The sequence below is a fragment of the Burkholderia sp. lig30 genome, assembly GCF_000687455.2.
In the GTDB taxonomy this organism is placed as follows: domain Bacteria; phylum Pseudomonadota; class Gammaproteobacteria; order Burkholderiales; family Burkholderiaceae; genus Burkholderia.
Genome location: NZ_JGVW01000086.1, coordinates 1 through 17,877, shown reverse-complemented (window position 1 = coordinate 17,877; position 17,877 = coordinate 1). Strand labels below are relative to the sequence as shown.

Annotated in this window: 17 protein-coding genes; 4 read left to right on the top strand and 13 right to left on the bottom strand. The window is 68.1% G+C overall.

Annotated features, from left to right (window positions below; all coding sequences use genetic code 11):
• The first annotated feature begins 120 nt into the window (after positions 1–120).
• Both LIG30_RS16040 and LIG30_RS16035 read left to right on the top strand, forming a co-directional pair.
• On the top strand, positions 121–819 hold the full coding sequence (locus tag LIG30_RS16040) for an ABC transporter ATP-binding protein (protein ID WP_038713598.1): 699 nt from the start codon (positions 121–123) through the stop codon (positions 817–819).
• The gene (locus LIG30_RS16035; RefSeq protein ID WP_038713597.1) at positions 816–1,619 is read left to right on the top strand and encodes an ABC transporter permease; all 804 of its coding nucleotides are present in this window, start codon (positions 816–818) and stop codon (positions 1,617–1,619) included. Before LIG30_RS16040 ends, LIG30_RS16035 begins: the two co-directional genes overlap by 4 nt.
• Positions 1,620–1,645: 26 nt before the next feature.
• Here LIG30_RS16035 and LIG30_RS16030 read toward each other — a convergent pair whose 3' ends face one another.
• Together LIG30_RS16030 and LIG30_RS16025 are read right to left on the bottom strand one after the other, a co-directional pair.
• Positions 1,646–2,116 carry a PliI family lysozyme inhibitor of I-type lysozyme gene (locus LIG30_RS16030; RefSeq protein WP_038713596.1) on the bottom strand — a complete coding sequence of 157 codons (471 nt, stop codon included), beginning with the start codon at positions 2,114–2,116 and terminating at the stop codon, positions 1,646–1,648.
• Between the two features lie 106 nt (positions 2,117–2,222).
• Positions 2,223–2,774: a DUF6013 family protein gene (locus LIG30_RS16025; protein WP_038713595.1), complete on the bottom strand. Its 552-nt coding sequence runs from the start codon at positions 2,772–2,774 to the stop codon at positions 2,223–2,225.
• A 226-nt stretch (positions 2,775–3,000) separates the two neighbouring features.
• On the opposite strand from LIG30_RS16025, the gene serB reads away from it, so the two are divergent.
• Entirely contained in the window at positions 3,001–3,846 is an 846-nt protein-coding gene (gene serB, locus LIG30_RS16020; protein WP_038713594.1) for a phosphoserine phosphatase SerB, read from the top strand.
• Positions 3,847–3,944: 98 nt separating this feature from the next.
• Here the strand turns inward: serB and LIG30_RS16015 are convergent, their stop codons facing one another.
• The 11 genes from LIG30_RS16015 to LIG30_RS15965 all read right to left on the bottom strand — a co-directional run bounded on the left by LIG30_RS16015 (position 3,945) and on the right by LIG30_RS15965 (position 16,961).
• Positions 3,945–5,126, bottom strand: coding sequence for a cystathionine beta-lyase (locus LIG30_RS16015; protein ID WP_038713593.1), 1,182 nt, complete (start codon positions 5,124–5,126; stop codon positions 3,945–3,947).
• A gap of 133 nt (positions 5,127–5,259) precedes the next feature.
• Positions 5,260–5,799, bottom strand: coding sequence for a hypothetical protein (locus tag LIG30_RS16010; protein WP_038713592.1), 540 nt, complete (start codon positions 5,797–5,799; stop codon positions 5,260–5,262).
• A gap of 18 nt (positions 5,800–5,817) precedes the next feature.
• On the bottom strand, positions 5,818–7,008 hold the full coding sequence (gene bktB / locus LIG30_RS16005; RefSeq protein WP_038713591.1) for a beta-ketothiolase BktB: 1,191 nt from the start codon (positions 7,006–7,008) through the stop codon (positions 5,818–5,820).
• Between the two features lie 65 nt (positions 7,009–7,073).
• Positions 7,074–8,003, bottom strand: a complete 930-nt coding sequence (locus LIG30_RS16000; RefSeq protein WP_038713590.1) for a sugar kinase — start codon at positions 8,001–8,003, stop codon at positions 7,074–7,076.
• A gap of 3 nt (positions 8,004–8,006) precedes the next feature.
• Positions 8,007–9,368, bottom strand: coding sequence for a 30S ribosomal protein S12 methylthiotransferase RimO (rimO, locus tag LIG30_RS15995; RefSeq protein WP_038713589.1), 1,362 nt, complete (start codon positions 9,366–9,368; stop codon positions 8,007–8,009).
• Between the two features lie 501 nt (positions 9,369–9,869).
• The gene (gene phaR, locus LIG30_RS15990; protein ID WP_038713588.1) at positions 9,870–10,442 is read right to left on the bottom strand and encodes a polyhydroxyalkanoate synthesis repressor PhaR; all 573 of its coding nucleotides are present in this window, start codon (positions 10,440–10,442) and stop codon (positions 9,870–9,872) included.
• Positions 10,443–10,564: 122 nt separating this feature from the next.
• Positions 10,565–11,305: a 3-ketoacyl-ACP reductase gene (locus LIG30_RS15985; protein WP_038713587.1), complete on the bottom strand. Its 741-nt coding sequence runs from the start codon at positions 11,303–11,305 to the stop codon at positions 10,565–10,567.
• Positions 11,306–11,405: 100 nt separating this feature from the next.
• Positions 11,406–12,587, bottom strand: coding sequence for an acetyl-CoA C-acetyltransferase (locus LIG30_RS15980; protein ID WP_038713586.1), 1,182 nt, complete (start codon positions 12,585–12,587; stop codon positions 11,406–11,408).
• A gap of 99 nt (positions 12,588–12,686) precedes the next feature.
• Positions 12,687–14,561, bottom strand: coding sequence for a class I poly(R)-hydroxyalkanoic acid synthase (phaC, locus tag LIG30_RS15975; RefSeq protein WP_038713585.1), 1,875 nt, complete (start codon positions 14,559–14,561; stop codon positions 12,687–12,689).
• 348 nt (positions 14,562–14,909) lie between these two features.
• Entirely contained in the window at positions 14,910–15,749 is an 840-nt protein-coding gene (gene pgeF / locus LIG30_RS15970) for a peptidoglycan editing factor PgeF (RefSeq protein ID WP_038713721.1), read from the bottom strand.
• Between the two features lie 6 nt (positions 15,750–15,755).
• The gene (locus LIG30_RS15965; protein WP_038713584.1) at positions 15,756–16,961 is read right to left on the bottom strand and encodes an RluA family pseudouridine synthase; all 1,206 of its coding nucleotides are present in this window, start codon (positions 16,959–16,961) and stop codon (positions 15,756–15,758) included.
• A 41-nt stretch (positions 16,962–17,002) separates the two neighbouring features.
• Between LIG30_RS15965 and LIG30_RS15960 the strand changes: the two genes are divergently transcribed.
• Positions 17,003–17,827, top strand: coding sequence for an outer membrane protein assembly factor BamD (locus LIG30_RS15960; RefSeq protein WP_038713583.1), 825 nt, complete (start codon positions 17,003–17,005; stop codon positions 17,825–17,827).
• Positions 17,828–17,877 lie beyond the last annotated feature (50 nt).

The window sequence follows — 17,877 nt, the reverse complement described above, 5'->3', positions numbered from 1 at the left end:
CCATGCCGGGCCGCGTGCGGGGACAACGGCGCACGACACCCGCGTGAGCTTTTCTGTCGGTATTATGGCGCACGCCTGTGCGCCCCTTCGGCGCCCTTAACGCTTTTTTTCATTTGTGACATGACAGCCACCGGCCTCATCGAAGCGCAGGGAATCACGCGGCGGGACGCGAAGAGCGGCAAGATCCTGCTCGCGCCGACCGATTTCAGCCTGCCCGCGGGCGCCCGCATCGCGATCACGGGGCCGTCGGGGTCGGGAAAGAGCGTGTTCCTGCGCGCGCTCGCGCTGCTCGATCCGCTCGACGGCGGATCCGTGCTGTGGCACGGCCAGCCGATCCCGCGCAGCGCGATCCCCCGCTACCGGCGCAGCGTCGCGTACCTGCGCCAGCGGCCGGCGCCCGCCGAAGGCACGGTCGAATCGCTGCTGCGCTATCCGTATACGCTGGCCGTCTATCGCGACGTGCGGTTCGATCGCGCGCGCGCCGCGCAGCTCGCCGCGCGCGCGGGCCGCGGCGACGATTTCCTCGACAAGCGCGCGAGCGAGCTGTCGGGCGGCGAGGCGCAGATCGCCGCGCTGCTGCGCGTGCTGCAACTCGAGCCGGACGTCCTGCTGCTCGACGAGCCGACCTCCGCGCTCGACCCGGATTCGACACGCGCGATCGAATCGCTCGTCGGCGCATGGTTCGACGCGGCACCCGCCGCGCGCGCATACATGTGGATCTCGCACGATCCCGCGCAGGCCGCACGGATCGGCGCATCGCGCATCACGATGCAGGCCGGCGTGCTGCGCGCCGCGAACGCATCGGAGGTCGCGCCATGAGCCCGCTGCTGCAGGATCTGAGCCTCGTCGACGTCGGCATCGCGGCGACGCTCGTCGCCGTCAACGGCGCGATCTCGGCCGCGCTGTCGCTCGGCCTCGGCCGCAAGCTCGCGCTCGCGGCGGTGCGCACCGTCGTGCAGTTGCTGGCGATCGGCTACGTGCTCGGCTGGGTGTTCGGCCACCCGCGCTGGTACGTCGTGCTGCCGCTGACCGCGCTGATGACGCTGATCGCCGGCTTCGCCGGCGCGGCGCGCGGCAAGCGCACGTATGCGGGACAGCGCACCGACAGCATCGCGGCGATCTGGGTCAGCAGCTGGGTCGTCGCGGCGATCGGCCTGTTCGTCGTGATCCGCATTCATCCGTGGTACGAGCCGCAGTATGCGATCCCGATTCTCGGGATGATCCTCGGCAACACGCTGACCGGCGTCTCGCTCGGCGTCGAGCGGATGACCGAGGAATTGACCGCGCGCCGCGATCGCGTCGAGACCGCGCTCGCGCTCGGCGCGACGCGCTGGGAAGCCGCGCAGGAGGCGGCGCGCCAGGCGGTGCGCGCGGGGATGGTGCCGACGCTGAACCAGATGGCCGTCGTCGGCGTCGTCAGCCTGCCGGGCATGATGACCGGCCAGGTGCTCGCCGGCCAGTCGCCGCTGCAGGCCGTGCGCTACCAGATCGTCATCATGTTCCTGATCGCCGCGGCCTCCGCGCTCGGCACGGTCGGCGCGGTGCTGCTGACCTACCGGCGGCTGTTCTCGGCCGAGCATCGCTTCCTGGCCGCGCGCCTCGAAGAGCGCCCGCATTGACGCGCGGCCGGGCCCGCGCCCGGCCGTCAGCGCATGCGGCGGCCCTTGCCGATCGCCCGCCGCAGCGCGGCGGTCACGTCGGCGTCCGGCTGCAGCCCTTCCACCGACGCGACGAGCCGCACCGCGCGCGGCGTCGTCACGTATGCGTGCGCACCGACGTAGCCGCCGCTGCCCGCCGAGCGCGTCGTCACGACGAGCGCATGCGGCGCGCGCGCGCCGAGATCGGCGGCGAATGCGTCGGCAACCGTGCCGTCGCGCGCATGCAGGATGCCGGCGACATAGTCGTCGGTATCGAATTGCGGCGCGGTGTTCGCGGTCGAATAGAGGCGCACGGCGTAGCTGCCCGTCGAGCACGGCTCGAGCGCGCCGCTCGACACGACCGCCGTCAGCTGCTGCGACGGCAGCGCGATCTTCTTCACGAAACTGCAATCGTCGGCCGCGTGCGCCGGCGCGGCGATCAATGCGGCGGCAACCAGCATGCTCATGCGGGCAATCATGGGCTTTCCGTTCTGCGAGGATGAGGAGCGCCCGAGCATACCGACGCGCCCGCGCCGTGTCACGCGCCGCATGACGCCGCACCTCGATCCCGCGGCCGTGCGATGCTCAGCGCTTGATCGACACTGTGACCTTCGTCCCGTCGCTCAGCGTGACGCTGCGCGCGCCGCCGTTCGCCGGAATCGTCAGCCACTTGACCTGGCTCAGCGTCACCGGGTTCGGACATTGCAGCGGCTTGCCGTCGACCGTCACGCTGCGCGTGCCGTTCGGCGCGGCGGCCTGGAAGTGCATCTGCACGTTCGCGACGCCCTTGCCGTCGATCGACGGCGCGAGGCGCACCTGCGTCTGCCGGACCATCGCGCCATTCGCGTCGCGCGGCAGCATGTCGGCCTTCGGACACGCGTCGGGCATCGCCACCGCGCCGTCCGGCGGCACCGACTTCCAGTTGAAGTCGTCGGTTTCGCCCGGGCGGATCTTGCGCGTCTCCTGCGCGTCGCCGAACATCTTCGATTCGACCTTGACGGTGTATTCGAGCTGCCCGGTCGTGCCGCCCTTCAGGCTTCCCTTGATCGGCGGCGCCGCAACGACGCTCACGCTGACGCACGCCGCCGCGAGCGCGACGGACAGCGAGGCGGCGACTGACATGCTGGGTTGGCTCATGCTGACCTCCTTGTGATGCGGCTGCGCTGCCGCGTGCCGCGCGGTTATCGATGCATGACGCGTCGTCAGTCTAACGCCAAGCGGCCCGCCATGCGCCCCGGACGCATCGGGTGTTAACCCGCTTGCGCGGCGCGCCGCGATCCGCCCGCAATCGCGCGGAGCCGACCGGCTACAATGTCGTGTTTGCCGCCCGGCGGCGTTCCGTTCGCTCCCTGTTACTTCATCAATGGCCAAGAATCTCGTCATCCAAAGCGTCGCGCCGCTGTCGGACGCGCATCACAAACCGCTGTTCGCGCTCGCGCGCGGCTCGCGTCTCGTGCAGCTCAACGAACACGCGTTGCGTATCGAGGAAGTCGAGCCGGCCCAGCGGCCCGACATCGCCGTCTACTGCGGCACGCATGCGCTCGACTACGCGTTCGTCGACGCCGGGCAAACGCTTGGCGACTTCGGGCTGGTGGTGATGGACATGGATTCGACGCTGATCACGATCGAGTGCATCGACGAGATCGCCGATTTCTGCGGCCTGAAGGCGGAAGTCGCGGCGATCACCGAGGCGTCGATGCGCGGCGAGATCCGCGACTTCAACGAGAGCCTCACGCGCCGCGTCGCGCTGCTCGCCGGCCTCGACGCGCACGCGCTCGAACGCGTCTACGAAGAGCGGCTGAACCTGTCGCCGGGTGCCGAGACGATGCTGGCCGGCGCGAAGGCGGCCGGCCTCAAGACGCTGCTCGTGTCGGGCGGCTTCACGTTCTTCACCGAGCGCCTGAAGGCCCGGCTGAACCTGGATTTCACGCGCGCGAACACGCTCGAGATCGTCGACGGCAAGCTGACCGGCAAGGTGATCGGCGAGATCGTCAACGCCGACGTGAAGGCCCGCACGCTGCGCGAGACGTGCGTCGCGCTCGACATCGATCCGAGCCGCGCAATCGCGATGGGCGACGGCTCGAACGACCTGAAGATGATGGCCGAAGCCGGCCTGTCGGTGGCGTTCCACGCGAAGCCGGTCGTGCGCGACGCCGCGACCGTCGCGTTCGATCACGTCGGCCTCGACGGCCTTCTGCGCCTGTTCTGACGCGGCCGCGCCGGCGCGGGGCGTGCCCCCGCGCACCGGCGTGCCGAAATGGCGGCAACCCGGCCGCAGCGTCCGCAGTCGCCGCGGCGCGGCCGCGCTCAGCCGAGCGTGGCCCGCATCGCGCGCTCGATGTCCGCGCGCAAGTCGGTCTCATCCTCGAGGCCGATGTAGAACCGCACCAGCGTGCCGCGATGCGTCCATGTCGCGCGCATCGACGCGACGTCATAAGGCATCGCGAGGCTGTGTGCGCCGCCCCAGCTCCAGCCAATCGCGAACAGCGCCAGCGCCTCGACGAAGCGGTCAATCTGCTCCGCGCTGTAGCGCGCATCGAAAATCACCGAGAACAGCCCGCCCGCGCCCGTGAAGTCGCGGACGAACGACGCGTGCCCCGGGCAGTCCGGCAGTTGCGGATGCAGGACCGCGGCAATTTCCGGGCGCGCCTTCAGCCATTGCGCGAGCGACAGCGCGCTCTTGCTGTGCGCGTCGAAGCGCGCCTGCATGCTGGGCAGGCTGCGCAGCACGAGCGAGCAGTCGTCGGCGGACACCCCGATCCCGCAGCGCATCCGCGCGAGCTTGAGCTTCGCGTGCAGCGCCGCGTCCGCGGTGATCGTCGCGCCCATCAGCACGTCGCTGCCGCCCGACTGATACTTGGTCAGCGCCTGCACCGAGATGTCGACGCCATGCTCGAACGGCTTGAACGCGAGCCCGGCCGAATAGGTATTGTCGATCGCCGTGACGACGCCGCGCTCGCGCGCCACCGCAGTGATCGCGCGCACGTCCGGTACTTCCATCGTCACCGAGCCGGGCGACTCCAGCCAGATGAGGCGCGTGTTCGGCTGGATCAGATCCGCGATGTCCGCGCCGACGAGCGGATCGTAGAAACGCGCGCTCACGCCGAAATCGGCCTCGAGCCAGCGGCCGAAATCCGCGTTCGGGCCGTAGGCGTTGTCCGGAATCAGCACGTCGTCGCCCGCCTTCAGCAAGCCGAAGTAAACGTTCGTGATCGCCGCGAGGCCCGACGGCTGCAGCAGCGTGTAAGTGCCGCCCTCGATCGTCGCGAGCCGCTGCGCGAGCGCGAGCGAGGTCGGCGTCGCGTGCAGGCCGTAGCGCCACTGGCCGTCCTCGCGCCAGTCGAGGCTGCGCACCGTCGCGAGATCGGGGAACACGACCGTCGACGCGCGCTCGACCGGCGCGACGAACGAGCGGTAGCCGGACGGGATGACGTCGTCGGGTTGAACGATGCGGGTTTGCAGCGCGCGCTTGGAACTGGGTGCGGTCATGACGGTAAAGCCGGGCGTGGGCCGAGCGATTGCGAAAGAGACCGCTAGCTTAGCCAAAACGGGCGCGTTTGGCCCGGTACAATGCGCGCCGCGCGCACCGAGCCACCCCACGCTTGACTCCGAAGACGGTGACTCAGTCGCCTGCACGCAGGTCGACGACACCGCCCACCGCCTCGATCGCCTGCACGCGGCCGTCGCGCACTTGCAGCGCGGGGCGGCCGGACGCACCGACTGGCCGCAGCACGACCGGCTGCGGATCGGATTCGTCCGCGTTCATCCGGTCAGCGGCGAGGCTGCCCGCCGCGTCGAAGCGGCCGATCCACACGCCGGTGATGTTGGTGCCGTCGTTCGATTCCTCGACCTCGAGCGCATCGCCGTCGCGATCGCCCGCGAGCAGCACCACTTCACCGGTATCCGTGAACTGGTACTCGCCGTGCACGCCCGGGTCGTCGTCCTTCGGCCCGAGGTGCACGACGATGGGCCGCCCGCCGAGCGTGCCCTCGTAACGCGGCAGGCGCGCAAACGCGGGATTGGGCTTGAGGGCCCGGGCGGGCGCGGGGTCGTCGAGCGTGCCAGTATCCGCCGGCGCCGCGTGCGCGCCCGTCACGGCTGCGCCCGCGGCCAGCGCGCACGCGATCACCACCGCCCGATGCCATCCCGAAAATCGTCCCACGTTGCGTCACTCCTTGCGTCAGATTCGCTCGAAAATCGCGGCGATGCCCTGCCCGCCGCCGATGCACATCGTCACGAGCGCGTAGCGGCCGCCGATGCGCTGCAGTTCGTACAGCGCCTTGACGGTGATCAGCGCGCCCGTCGCGCCGATCGGGTGGCCGAGCGAGATGCCGGATCCGTTCGGGTTGACCTTCGCCGGATCGAGCCCGAGCTCCTGGGACACCGCGCACGCCTGCGCGGCGAACGCCTCGTTCGCCTCGATCACATCGAGATCCGCGACGCTCAGCCCCGCGCGCTCGAGCACCTTGCGCGTGGCCGGCACCGGGCCGATGCCCATGTAGGCCGGATCGACGCCCGCGTGCGCGTACGCGACGAGACGCGCGAGCGGCTTCGCGCCGCGCTTGTCGGCCACGCTGCGCTCCATCAGCAGCACGGCCGCGGCCGCGTCGTTGATGCCCGACGCATTGCCCGCCGTGACCGTGCCGTTTTCCTTCGCGAACACCGCGCGCAACTTCGTGAAATCGTCGGCGCTGGCGTCATGGCGCACGTGTTCGTCGGTGTCGAACAGGACAGACGTGCCCTTCTTCGAGCCGACGATCTCGATCGGCAGGATCTGCTCCCTGAAATAGCCGGCCCGGGTCGCATGCGATGCGCGGCGGTGCGATTCGAGCGCCAGCGCGTCCTGCGCGTCACGCGAGATACCGTACTTCGCCGCAACGTTTTCGGCGGTCACGCCCATGTGAACCGACTGGAACGGGTCGTTCAGCGCGCCGATCATCATGTCGACGAGGCGCGTGTCGCCCATGCGCTGGCCGAAGCGCGCGGCCGGCATCGAGTACGGCGCGCGGCTCATGTTCTCCGCGCCGCCGGCGATCGCGATGTCGGCATCGCCGAGCAGCAGCCCCTGCGCGGCCGACACGATCGCCTGCAGGCCCGAGCCGCACAGACGGTTGACCGTCAGCGCGGGCGCGTGCTGCGCGACGCCGCCGTTGATCGCGGCGACGCGCGCGAGGTACATGTCCTTCGGCTCGGTGTGCACGACGTTGCCGAACACCACATGGCCGACCTCGTCGCCCGACACCTGCGCGCGCGACAGCACCTCGCGCACGACCTTCGCGCCCAGCTCGGTCGGCGGGAAATCCTTGAGGCCGCCGCCGAAATCGCCGATCGCCGTCCGCACGCCGCTCACCACCACCACTTCACGCTGCATGTTGCCTCCTCATCCTCGTCATGAATGAAAAAAACGTGTAGCCGGGCGCGCGTGGCGCACGCACGTCAGCCCTGCATCAGGCGCTCGACCGCGTCCTTGCGCGGAATCGGCGCGACCGCGCCGTAGCCGAGCGTCGACAGCGCCGCGGCCGCATTCGCGTAGCGCGCGGCGGCGAACGGATCGTCGCCGGCCACGAGCCGCGCGACGAACGCGCCGCCGAAGCAGTCGCCCGCGCCCGTCGCATCGACGGCTGCGACCGGGAAGCCCGGCACCAGACGCCGCTCGTCGGGCGTCGCCACGTAGACGCCCTCCTGGCCGAGCTTCAGCGCGACCACTTCCGGCCCGAACGCGAGCATCGCATCGGCGATCGCATCGCGATCCGTCGCGCCGGTAAGCGCCGTGACGTCGTCCCAGCTCGGCAGGCAGATGTCCGTGTGGCGCAGCGCCTCGAGCATCACCGCGCGGGCGCGCGGCAGTGGCCAGAGCCGCAGCCGCAGGTTCGTGTCGAAGCTTACGCGCACGCCATGCCGGCGCGCCTGCGCGATCGCCGCGAAACCGGCATCGCACGCGGACGTGCCGATCGCGAGACTGATGCCCGACAGGTGCAACACCTTCGCGGCCGCGAGCGCGTCGAGCGGCAGGTCGTGCGGCACATAGCGGCTCGCCGCGGAACCCGCGCGCAGATAGTCGAACTGATGGCCGTCCGGCCCGTGCGTGACGAAATAGACGCCGGTCGGCGCGCCGCGATCGACGCGCACCCAGGAAGTCTCGACGCCGTCGCCGCGCCACAGGTCGACCAGCAGCTTGCCGAAATGGTCGTCGCCGACCGCCGACACGAAACCCGCCGACGCGCCTTGCCGCGCGGCTGCGATGCAGAAATTCGACGTGTCGCCGCCGAAACCCTGCAGATACTCGGGGCGCCCCGGCTGCGACTGATTGAATTCAATCATCGCCTCGCCGAACGCCAGAATCTCGGGAAACTGCGGCGTCGTCATCGCTTACACCTCACCCCACAAATCGTGGCCGTCCGCGCCGGTGATCTTCACCGACACGAAGTCGCCCACCTTATAACGCTTGGACGCCTTCGTGGCCGGCTCGACGTAGACCACACCATCGATTTCCGGCGCGTCCGCCGCGGTGCGGCCGATGCCACCCGCTTCGCCGACCTCGTCGATCAGCACCTTGAGCGTCTTGCCGACCTTGCGCTGGATGCGCCGCGCGGACACTTCCTCGGCGACTTCCATGAAGCGCGCGCGGCGCGCCTCGCGCACGTCGTCCGGCAACGCGCCGTCCAGCTCGTTCGCGCTCGCGCCTTCGACCGGCGAATACGCGAAGCAGCCGACACGATCCAGCTCCGCCTCGCGGATGAAGTCGAGCAGCGTCTCGAACTGCTCGTCGGTCTCGCCGGGGAAGCCCGCGATGAAGGTGCTGCGGATCGTCAGGTCCGGGCAGATCTCGCGCCACTTCTGCACGCGCTCGAGCACCTTCTCGGCGTTCGCCGGGCGCTTCATCCGCTTGAGCACCTCCGGGTGCGCGTGCTGGAACGGCACGTCGAGATACGGCAGCACGTGCCCCTTGAGCGGGCCTTCGGCCATCATCGGGATGATCTCGTCGACGTGCGGGTACGGATACACGTAATGCAGGCGCACCCACGCGCCGTACTGCGCGGCCAGTTCGCCGAGCGCGCCGACGAGCTCCGTCATGCGGGTCTTGAGCGGGCGGCCGTTCCAGAAGCCGGTGCGATACTTGACGTCGACGCCGTACGCGCTCGTGTCCTGCGAGATCACGAGCAGTTCCTTGACGCCGGACTTGAACAGGTTCTCCGCCTCCAGCATCACTTCGGCGACCGGACGGGACACGAGATCGCCGCGCATCGACGGGATGATGCAGAACGAGCAGCGGTGGTTGCAGCCTTCGGAGATCTTCAGGTACGCGTAATGGCGCGGCGTGAGCTTGATGCCGGCGGCCGGCACGAGATCGACGAACGGATCGTGCGGCTTCGGCAGGTGCGAGTGGACGGCCTGCATCACTTCGCCGACTGCGTGCGGGCCGGTGACGGCGAGCACCTTCGGATGCACTTCCTCGATGAGGCCGGTGCCGCTCGCGCTCTTCTTCGCGCCGAGGCAGCCGGTGACGATCACCTTGCCGTTTTCGTTCAGCGCCTCGCCGATCGCGTCGAGACTTTCCTGCACCGCTTCGTCGATGAAGCCGCAGGTGTTGACGACGACGAGATCGGCGCCGTCATAGGTGCCGGAGATCTCGTAGCCCTCCGCGCGCAACTGGGTGATGATCTGCTCGGAGTCGACGAGCGCTTTCGGGCAGCCGAGGGAAACGAAGCCTACTTTGGGGGATTGCGACATCTGGAATGTGGGGGCGTGGCAGCAAAACCATGAGTTTACAGCTATTTAGGGCGCTGCGATCCAAAAACCGGCGGCCGACGGCAGCACGGACTGCTGGCTGGAACGGGCCGCCGGATGGGTAGCGGCCCCAAGGGATATGGAGCTTGATGTGTCCCGCTTACTTCGCGACGAGCGACTGTCAGACGATCGCAAACGCCACGCAAGGCAAGGCGCGCGCGGACATCGCCAGCAGAAATGCCGTTCGGCGACTGCTCTGAGGAAAGAATTTCGATCCAGAACGATCGTTCGCCCGACGCCTGCGGCGCTCGAATGGGCTCACGCTCGGGCGGTGCCAATTCGACGCCGCCGAGCGCCTCGATGCGCGCGCGGCATGCAACGACCCGGCGCGCACCGCGCCGGCATGGCAACGCTTCGACCTCCCGTTTGCCATGCCGCGCGACGCGCCGTTTCGGGGCCCGCCAAGGTCACCCCCTGGCGCCCCGCAAATCACGTGGGGAGACGTTATTTCTTCTCCGGGTCGGTACCCGGCTGCTTGAACGGGAACGTGCTGAACATCGACTTTGCCTGATTCTGCATCTGCTCCTGCATCTGCACGAACATGTTCTTCGATTGCTCGATATAGCTCGTCATCATGCCCTGCATCATCGGCGCCTGCATGTTCATGAACTGCGACCAGACTTCCGGATTCATCGCATTCGTTTCGTACATGTTCTTCGACTGATCGGCGAGCTTGTTCTGGATGTCGATGAACGCCTGGATGTTCTTCTCCAGGTACGCACCCATCATCCCCTGCATCGTATGCCCGTAGAACCGGATAATCTGCGACAGCATCGACGACGAGAACATCGGCACGCCGCCGCTCTCCTCTTCGAGAATGATCTGCAGCAGGATGCTGCGCGTCAGGTCTTCGCTGCTTTTCGCATCGACGACCTTGAAGTCCTCCTGGTCGAGCACAAGCTGCTTCACGTCGGTAAGCGTGATGTAGGTGCTCGTCTCCGTGTCATAGAGCCGGCGGTTCGGGTACTTCTTGATGAGCCGTTCGGCTGCCTTCTTTGTAGTAGTAGCTGTAGACATGTGACGCCTTTGAGCGCAAGCGTAGCGCAGTAACGAACCTCCGCGACCCGGCACGCAGGCCGCGGGGCGCTTCCGAAACGCCGAGCCGCACGGCCGTCCGGCGAGCCGGACGGCCACGGGGCTCAGCCCATGTGCAGGCCGCCGTTCAGCGAGAAGTCGGCGCCCGTCGAGAAGCCGGACTCTTCGGAAGCCAGCCACGCGACGATCGAACCGATCTCTTCGGGCGCGCCGAGGCGACGCACCGGGATCGTCGCGACGATCTTCTCGAGCACGTCCGGGCGGATCGCCTTGACCATGTCCGTGCCGATGTAGCCCGGCGATACCGTGTTGACCGTCACGCCCTTCGTCGCGACTTCCTGCGCGAGCGACATCGTGAAGCCGTGAATGCCGGCCTTCGCGGTCGAGTAGTTCGTCTGGCCGAACTGGCCCTTCTGCCCGTTCACCGACGAAATGTTGATGATCCGGCCCCAGCCGCGCTCGACCATGCCGTCGATCACCTGCTTCGTCACGTTGAAGAGGCTCGTCAGGTTCGTGTCGATCACCGCGGTCCAGTCCTCGCGCGTCATCTTGCGGAACACGACGTCGCGCGTGATGCCCGCGTTGTTGACCAGCACGTCGACCTCGCCGACCTCGGCCTTGACCTTGTCGAATGCCGTCTTGGTCGAGTCCCAGTCGCCGACGTTGCCTTCCGATGCGATGAAGTCGAAGCCGAGGGCCTTCTGCTCCTCGAGCCACTTCACGCGGCGCGGCGAATTCGGGCCGCAGCCTGCGACCACCTTGAAGCCGTCCTTCGAAAGACGCTGGCAAATGCTCGTGCCGATGCCGCCCATCCCGCCCGTTACGTACGCAATTCGCTGAGACATAAACCTCACTCCATGTTGTTTTAAAAAGTGCCGAGCGGCGACCTCTGACTTCACGAAGCACCGGCCGCGCCCTGCGGCGCGGCCGGCGCCCTACAACACCTTACGGACGTTCAACGGCGAGCGCAACGCCCATGCCGCCGCCGATGCACAGCGAGGCCAGGCCGCGCTTCGCATCGCGCTTCTGCATTTCATGCAGCAGCGTGACGAGGATCCGGCAGCCGGATGCGCCGATCGGATGGCCGATCGCGATCGCGCCGCCGTTGACGTTCACCTTCGACGTATCCCAGCCCATCTGCTTGTGGACCGCGAGCGCCTGCGCGGCAAACGCCTCGTTGATCTCCATCAGGTCCAGGTCGCCCGGCGTCCAGCCCGCGCGATCCAGACAGCGGCGCGACGCCGGCACCGGGCCCATGCCCATCACGCTCGGATCGACGCCCGCACTAGCGTATGCCTTGATGCGCGCGAGCGGCTTCAGGCCGAGCGCCTCGGCCTTCTTGGCCGACATCACCAGCACCGCGGCGGCACCGTCGTTGATGCCCGACGCGTTCGCCGCCGTCACCGTGCCGTCCTTCGCGAACGCCGGCTTCAGGCCGCTGAGCGCTTCGGCCGTCACGCCGTGACGCACGAACTCGTCCGTCGCGAACTGCAGCGGCTCGCCCTTTCGCTGCGGGATCGCGATCGGCACGATCTCGTCATTGAAGCGGCCGGCCTTCTGCGCGGCTTCCGCCTTGTTCTGCGACAGCGCGGCGAACTCGTCCTGGGCTTCACGCGTGATGCCGTATTCCTTCGCGACGTTTTCCGCGGTGATGCCCATGTGGTACTGGTTGTACACGTCCCACAGACCGTCGACGATCATCGTGTCGACCAGCTTCGCGTCGCCCATCCGGAAGCCGTCGCGCGAGCCCGGCAGCACGTGCGGCGCGGCGCTCATGTTCTCCTGGCCGCCCGCGATCACGATGTCCGCGTCGCCCGAGATGATCGCGTTCGCGGCGAGCATCACGGCCTTCAGGCCCGAGCCGCACACCTTGTTGATCGTCATCCCCGGCACCCCGCTCGGCAGGCCGGCCTTGATCAGCGACTGGCGCGCCGGGTTCTGGCCCGAGCCCGCCGCGAGCACCTGACCCAGGATGACTTCGCTCACCTGCTCCGGCTTCAAGCCGCCGCGCTCGAGCACTGCACGGATGACGGCCGCGCCCAGCTCGGGCGCCGCGATCTTCGCCAGCGAACCGCCGAATTTGCCCACCGCGGTACGTGCGGCCGATACGATCACAACGTCAGTCATTTCCCTTTCCTCCGGACCGGCGCGACACGGCGCGTCGCTACCTGCCCTGTTAAAAAAACCTGCGGAACGCCGGACGGCACATGCCGCCCGGCATGTTCGTCAATCGCGCTGCAGCACGTAGCGGCCGGGGGCCGCCTCGATCGCCGGGAACGCTGCCGAGCCGGGCTGTGCCCGCGGCTTCACCTTGCGGCCGCCATACTGGTCGAGCCAGGTCGTCCATTCCGGCCACCAGCTGCCCGGCACCTCGGTCGCGCCGGCGAACCAGTCGCCGGCCGCCCCGGGCAGCGCGCGCCCGTCGGTGTCGCGCGTCCAGTAGCTGCGCTTCTTCTTCGCGGGCGGGTTGATCACGCCCGCGATATGACCCGATGCGCCGAGCACGAACTTGAGCGGCCCGGTCAGCAGCGATGCGGACGCATAGGCCGTCTGCCACGGCACGATGTGATCCTCGCGCGAGCCGTAGATGAAGGTCGGCACGTCGATGCGCGACAGGTCGACCGACTCGCCGCACACGGTGAGCGCGCCCGGCACGCGCAGCTTGTTTTCCAGATAGGTATTGCGCAGGTACCACGCGTACATCGGGCCGGGCAGGCTCGTCGAATCACTGTTCCAGTACAGCAGGTCGAACGGCGCCGGCGTGCGGCCCTTCAGGTAGTTGTCGACGACGTAGTTCCACACCAGGTCGTTCGGCCGCAGGAACGAGAACGTGTTCGCGAACTCGACGCCGTGCATCAGCCCGGGCGGCGTGCCGTTCTTGCCGCCGATCGTCTGCTCGCGCATCTGCACGTGCGCCTCGTCGACGAACACGTCCAGCACGCCGGTGTCGGAAAAGTCGAGCATCGCGGTGAGCAGCGTCATCGACGCGGCCGGGTGCTCGCCACGCGCGGCGAGCACGGCCAGCGCGGTGGCGAGCATCGTGCCGCCGACGCAGAAGCCGAGCGTGTTGATCTGCTCGCGACCGCTGATCTGCTGCACCGCGTCGATCGCGGCCAGCAGCCCCTCGTTCATGTAGTCGTCCCACGTCTTGTGCGCAACCGACGCGTCCGCGTTGCGCCACGACACCAGGAACACCTGATGGCCGCCCGACAGCGCATGCGCGACGAGCGAATTCTCGGGCTGCAGGTCGAGGATGTAGAACTTGTTGATGCACGGCGGCACGATCAGCAGCGGACGCTCGTACACGGTCGCGGTGGTCGGCTTGTACTGGATCAGCTGGATCAGGTCGTTCTCATAGACGACCGTGCCTTCGGTGCACGCGAGGTTCTTGCCGACCACGAACTGCGATTCGTCGGTCTGCGAGATCTTGCCGCGCTGCAGGTCGCCCAGCAGGTTCATCATCCCCTGGCGCAGGCTTTCGCCCTGGGTCTCGATGATCGACTTCTGCGCGTCCGGATTGAGCGCGAGGAAGTTGCTCGGCGCCGCCGCGGCCGTCCACTGCTGGACCGCGAAGCGAATCCGCTCGCGCGTTTTCGGATCGGTCTCGAGCGCGTCGGCCAGTTCCTGCAGGTAACGCGCGTTGAGCAGGTACCACGCCGCGGTGAACGCATGCGCGGGCGACGCCTTCCATGCGTCGCCGCTGAAGCGGCGGTCCTTCAGCTCCGGCGCCTCGAGCTTCATCGCCGCCGCCTGCTGCATCAGCGCCACGCAGTCGCGCGAATAGTCGGCCTGCAGCTTCTGCAGGCGCTCGGGCGGAATCGCCGCCGCCGGCAGCTTCAGGCCGGCGAACGGCGACGCCGCGCCGCCGAAATCGGCCATCGACGGCATCTGGAACGGAAATGCTTTGGGGAACTGAAAGGTCGCAAACGGATTCGCGGCCGCCGACGCGGTCGCCGCGCGCGCCGGATCGGCAAAGTCGCGCCACGCGCCCAGCCAGGATTCGAACATCTGTTGCATCGGCTGGACCGCCTGATCGACTGTCGGGTGGCCAGAGAAAATGCCCGCGTACGCGGACGTCGACGAGTTTTTCGATGCTGTCATTACCTGCCTTACCGGTGATTCCTGAGAGTCAGTCTGGGAAATCCTGCTCGGGGCGCGGCATGCCGCCCGGCGAGCCGGGCCGTCATACGCTGGAGGGTCGTCTCCAGATTCTGCCGCAGTGCGGTATTTTTATCATTATGGTTTTCCCCATGTGAAGCGCCACATCAAAGCGCCGCCATTTCCCGCGCAAAGATAATCTTCGCGCCGCAGGCGGCACAAGGCTTTCGACAACAGTGGAAACATTTTGATTCGCGTGTCTCGACGATTTTTGATTCGAATGCGCGCGCAACGACCGCCACGCAGCCAATAAATCGGGATGATGCGATCCCGCACTGCAACAAACGCTGTTCAACCGGCAAGCCAGATGGCGGCGGCCATGCGCCCCGTCACTCGATCGCGCCGGTACGAATAGAAGCGCGCCTGCTCGGCGAAGGTGCAGGCATCGCCGCCGCTGACGCGGGTGACGCCGGCGCGCGCCAGACGCAGCCGCGCGAGCGCGTACAGGTCGGCCAGATACTTGCCGGGCGCGCCGTCGATCGCGGCGAACGCATGGTTTGTGTCATCATGCTCCGACTGCGGGGCCGTGTCGAGGAATGCGTCGCGCACGTCCGCTCCGACTTCGAACGCTTGCGGCCCGATCGCCGGCCCGAGAAACGCATGCAAGCGGGCCGTCGCGCCGCCGGCCAGGCCGGCCACCGCCGCCGCCGTCTGCTCGACGATCCCTGCCGCCAGCCCGCGCCAACCCGCATGCGCGGCGCCCACGGCCCGCCCATCCTCGTCGCACAGCAGCACGGGCAGGCAGTCGGCGACCATCACGACGCACACCGCGCCGGCGCGATCGGTCACGCTCGCATCGGCGCGCACCGGCGCCGCACCGTCGGGAGCGGCCGCGATCACCTCGTCCGCGCGCACGATCTGCGCGCCGTGAACCTGCTCCAGCCATGCGGCCCGCGGCTGCCCCGCGAGCGCAAGAAGCCGCGCGCGATTCTCCGCGACATGCGACGGATCGTCGCCCGTGTGCAGGCCGAGATTCATGCCGCCCGGCAACGACGCGCCGTCCTGCCAGCAGCCGTATGGGCCGCCGCTCACGCCGCCGTTGCGCGTCGTGATCAACGCCCGCACGCGCGGCGACACCCGCCAGTCGGGCTGTACGCAGTCCTGCCGCGTCAACGGCGCCAGGTTCGTCATCGGCACTCACTCCTCCTCGTCATCCTCGTACGGCGCATCGTCAAGATACTCGCCGCCAAAATCATCGTCATAGACTGCTTCGGCGTCGTCGAATTCCCCTTCGTCGTGCCCGAAGCCAAGCGCCTCGACGAGCGCCGCCATGTCGTCCGGCAACGGACAGCGCCACTGCATCGCCTTGCCCGTCACCGGATGCACGAGCCCGAGCCGCCACGCATGCAGCGCCTGCCGCGCGAAACCGCCCGGCAGCGCCGTCACCGACCGCTTGCCGCGCAAGCGCCCGTACACCGGGTCGCCGAGCAGCGGATGCCCGGTATGCGCGCAATGCACGCGGATCTGGTGCGTGCGCCCTGTCTCGAGATCGCACTGGATCGCCGACACCGGCTGACGTTGCCACAGACATGTGTCAACTGTGCGGAAATGCGTGCGCGCCGGCTTGCCGGACGCGCCGGCCACCACTGCCATGCGGGTGCGCTCGCGCGGATCGCGCCCGATCGGCGCGTCGATCGTGCCTTCGTCCGGCATGGTGCCCCACACGAGCGCGAAATAGCGGCGCTTCACGGTACGCGCCTGCAACTGCCGGACGAGGTCGGTCTGGGCCGCGAGCGTGCGCGCGACGACCATCAGCCCCGAGGTCTCCTTGTCGAGCCGGTGCACGATCCCCGCGCGCGGCAGTCCCGCGGCGGCGGCGCCGTAGCGGTGCAGCAGGCCGTTGAGGACGGTTCCGCTCCAGTTGCCTGCGGCGGGATGCACGACGAGGCCGGCGGGCTTGTTGATCACGACGATTGCATCGTCCTCGTAGACGATCGACAGCGGCACCGGCTCCGGCGTGAACGCGAGCTGCTCCGGCAACAGGTCCGGCACGAGCTCGATCGTCGCGCCGAGCGGCACGGGCTGGCGGATCTTCGCGGGCGCGCCGTCGATGCGCACCCGCTGCGCGTCGATCCAGCTCTGCAGCCGGCTGCGCGAGAATTCGGGAAACAACTGCGCGAGCGCCTTGTCGAGCCGCTCGCCGGCTAGCGCGGCGGGCACCTGGACGACGCGCGGCGCCTCGTCGCCCGCGACGGACGGCACGACGGGCGCCTGCAGCGCGTCGCCTGTGAGATCGTCATCGAGCGAATCGCTGGGGGGAGCGTCGGCGGGGCGATCGCTTGGGCTATAATCGTCGCCATTTGACATGCCCTGCTGGGCATTCAACGAACTTGAACGGGTCATTTAGACTGGGTCACCGAGACTTGAAGCTAGGACATGCGAGCATGATGAATTCGACCAAAAGCGTGGCAAGAACCGTCGCCGCCCGGGCTGTGCTGGCTGCGGCCGCCGCCCTCATCGCGGGCTGCCACGGCTTGCCGCAAAAGCAGGACGAAACGGTTACCTGGTCGAACAACAAATTATACTCAGAGGCACAGGACGCGCTGTCCGGCGGCGACTGGGGCAAGTGCGCGAAATACTTCGAGTCGCTGCAGGGCCGCGACCCGTTCGGCCATTTCGCGCAGCAGGCGCAGATCAACGTCGCCTACTGCAACTGGAAGGACAACGAAGCCGCCGCTGCCGACCAGGCCGTGGACCGCTTCATCCAGCTGCACCCGGATCATCCCGACGTCGCATATGCGTACTACCTGAAGGGCATGATCCACTTCAACGACGACCTGGGCCTGTTCGGCCGCTTCTCCGGGCAGGACATGAGCGAGCGCGACCCGCTGGCACTGCGCGAGTCGTATGACGCGTTCAAGGTCGTCGTGGACCGCTTCCCGAAGAGCAAGTACGCGCCGGACGCCGCCGCGCGGATGCGCTACACGGTCAACGCGCTCGCATCGCACGAAGTGCACGCCGCCGACTACTACTACCGTCGCGGCGCATATGTCGCGGCGATCAACCGCGCCCAGCTCGCGGTCAAGGAATACAAGGGCGCGCCGGCGATCGAGGATGCGCTGCACATCATGATACTGTCGTACGACAAGCTGAATCAGCCGCAGCTCGCCGAAGACACGAAGCGCGTGCTCGCGGGTACGTTCCCGGACAGCCCGTACATCACGGGCCGCTCGCGCGCGGGCGCGACGAAATCGTGGTGGCAGTTCTGAGCCGCGGCGGGCTCCGCACCCCGTGACAAAACAAAAAACCCGGCAATTGC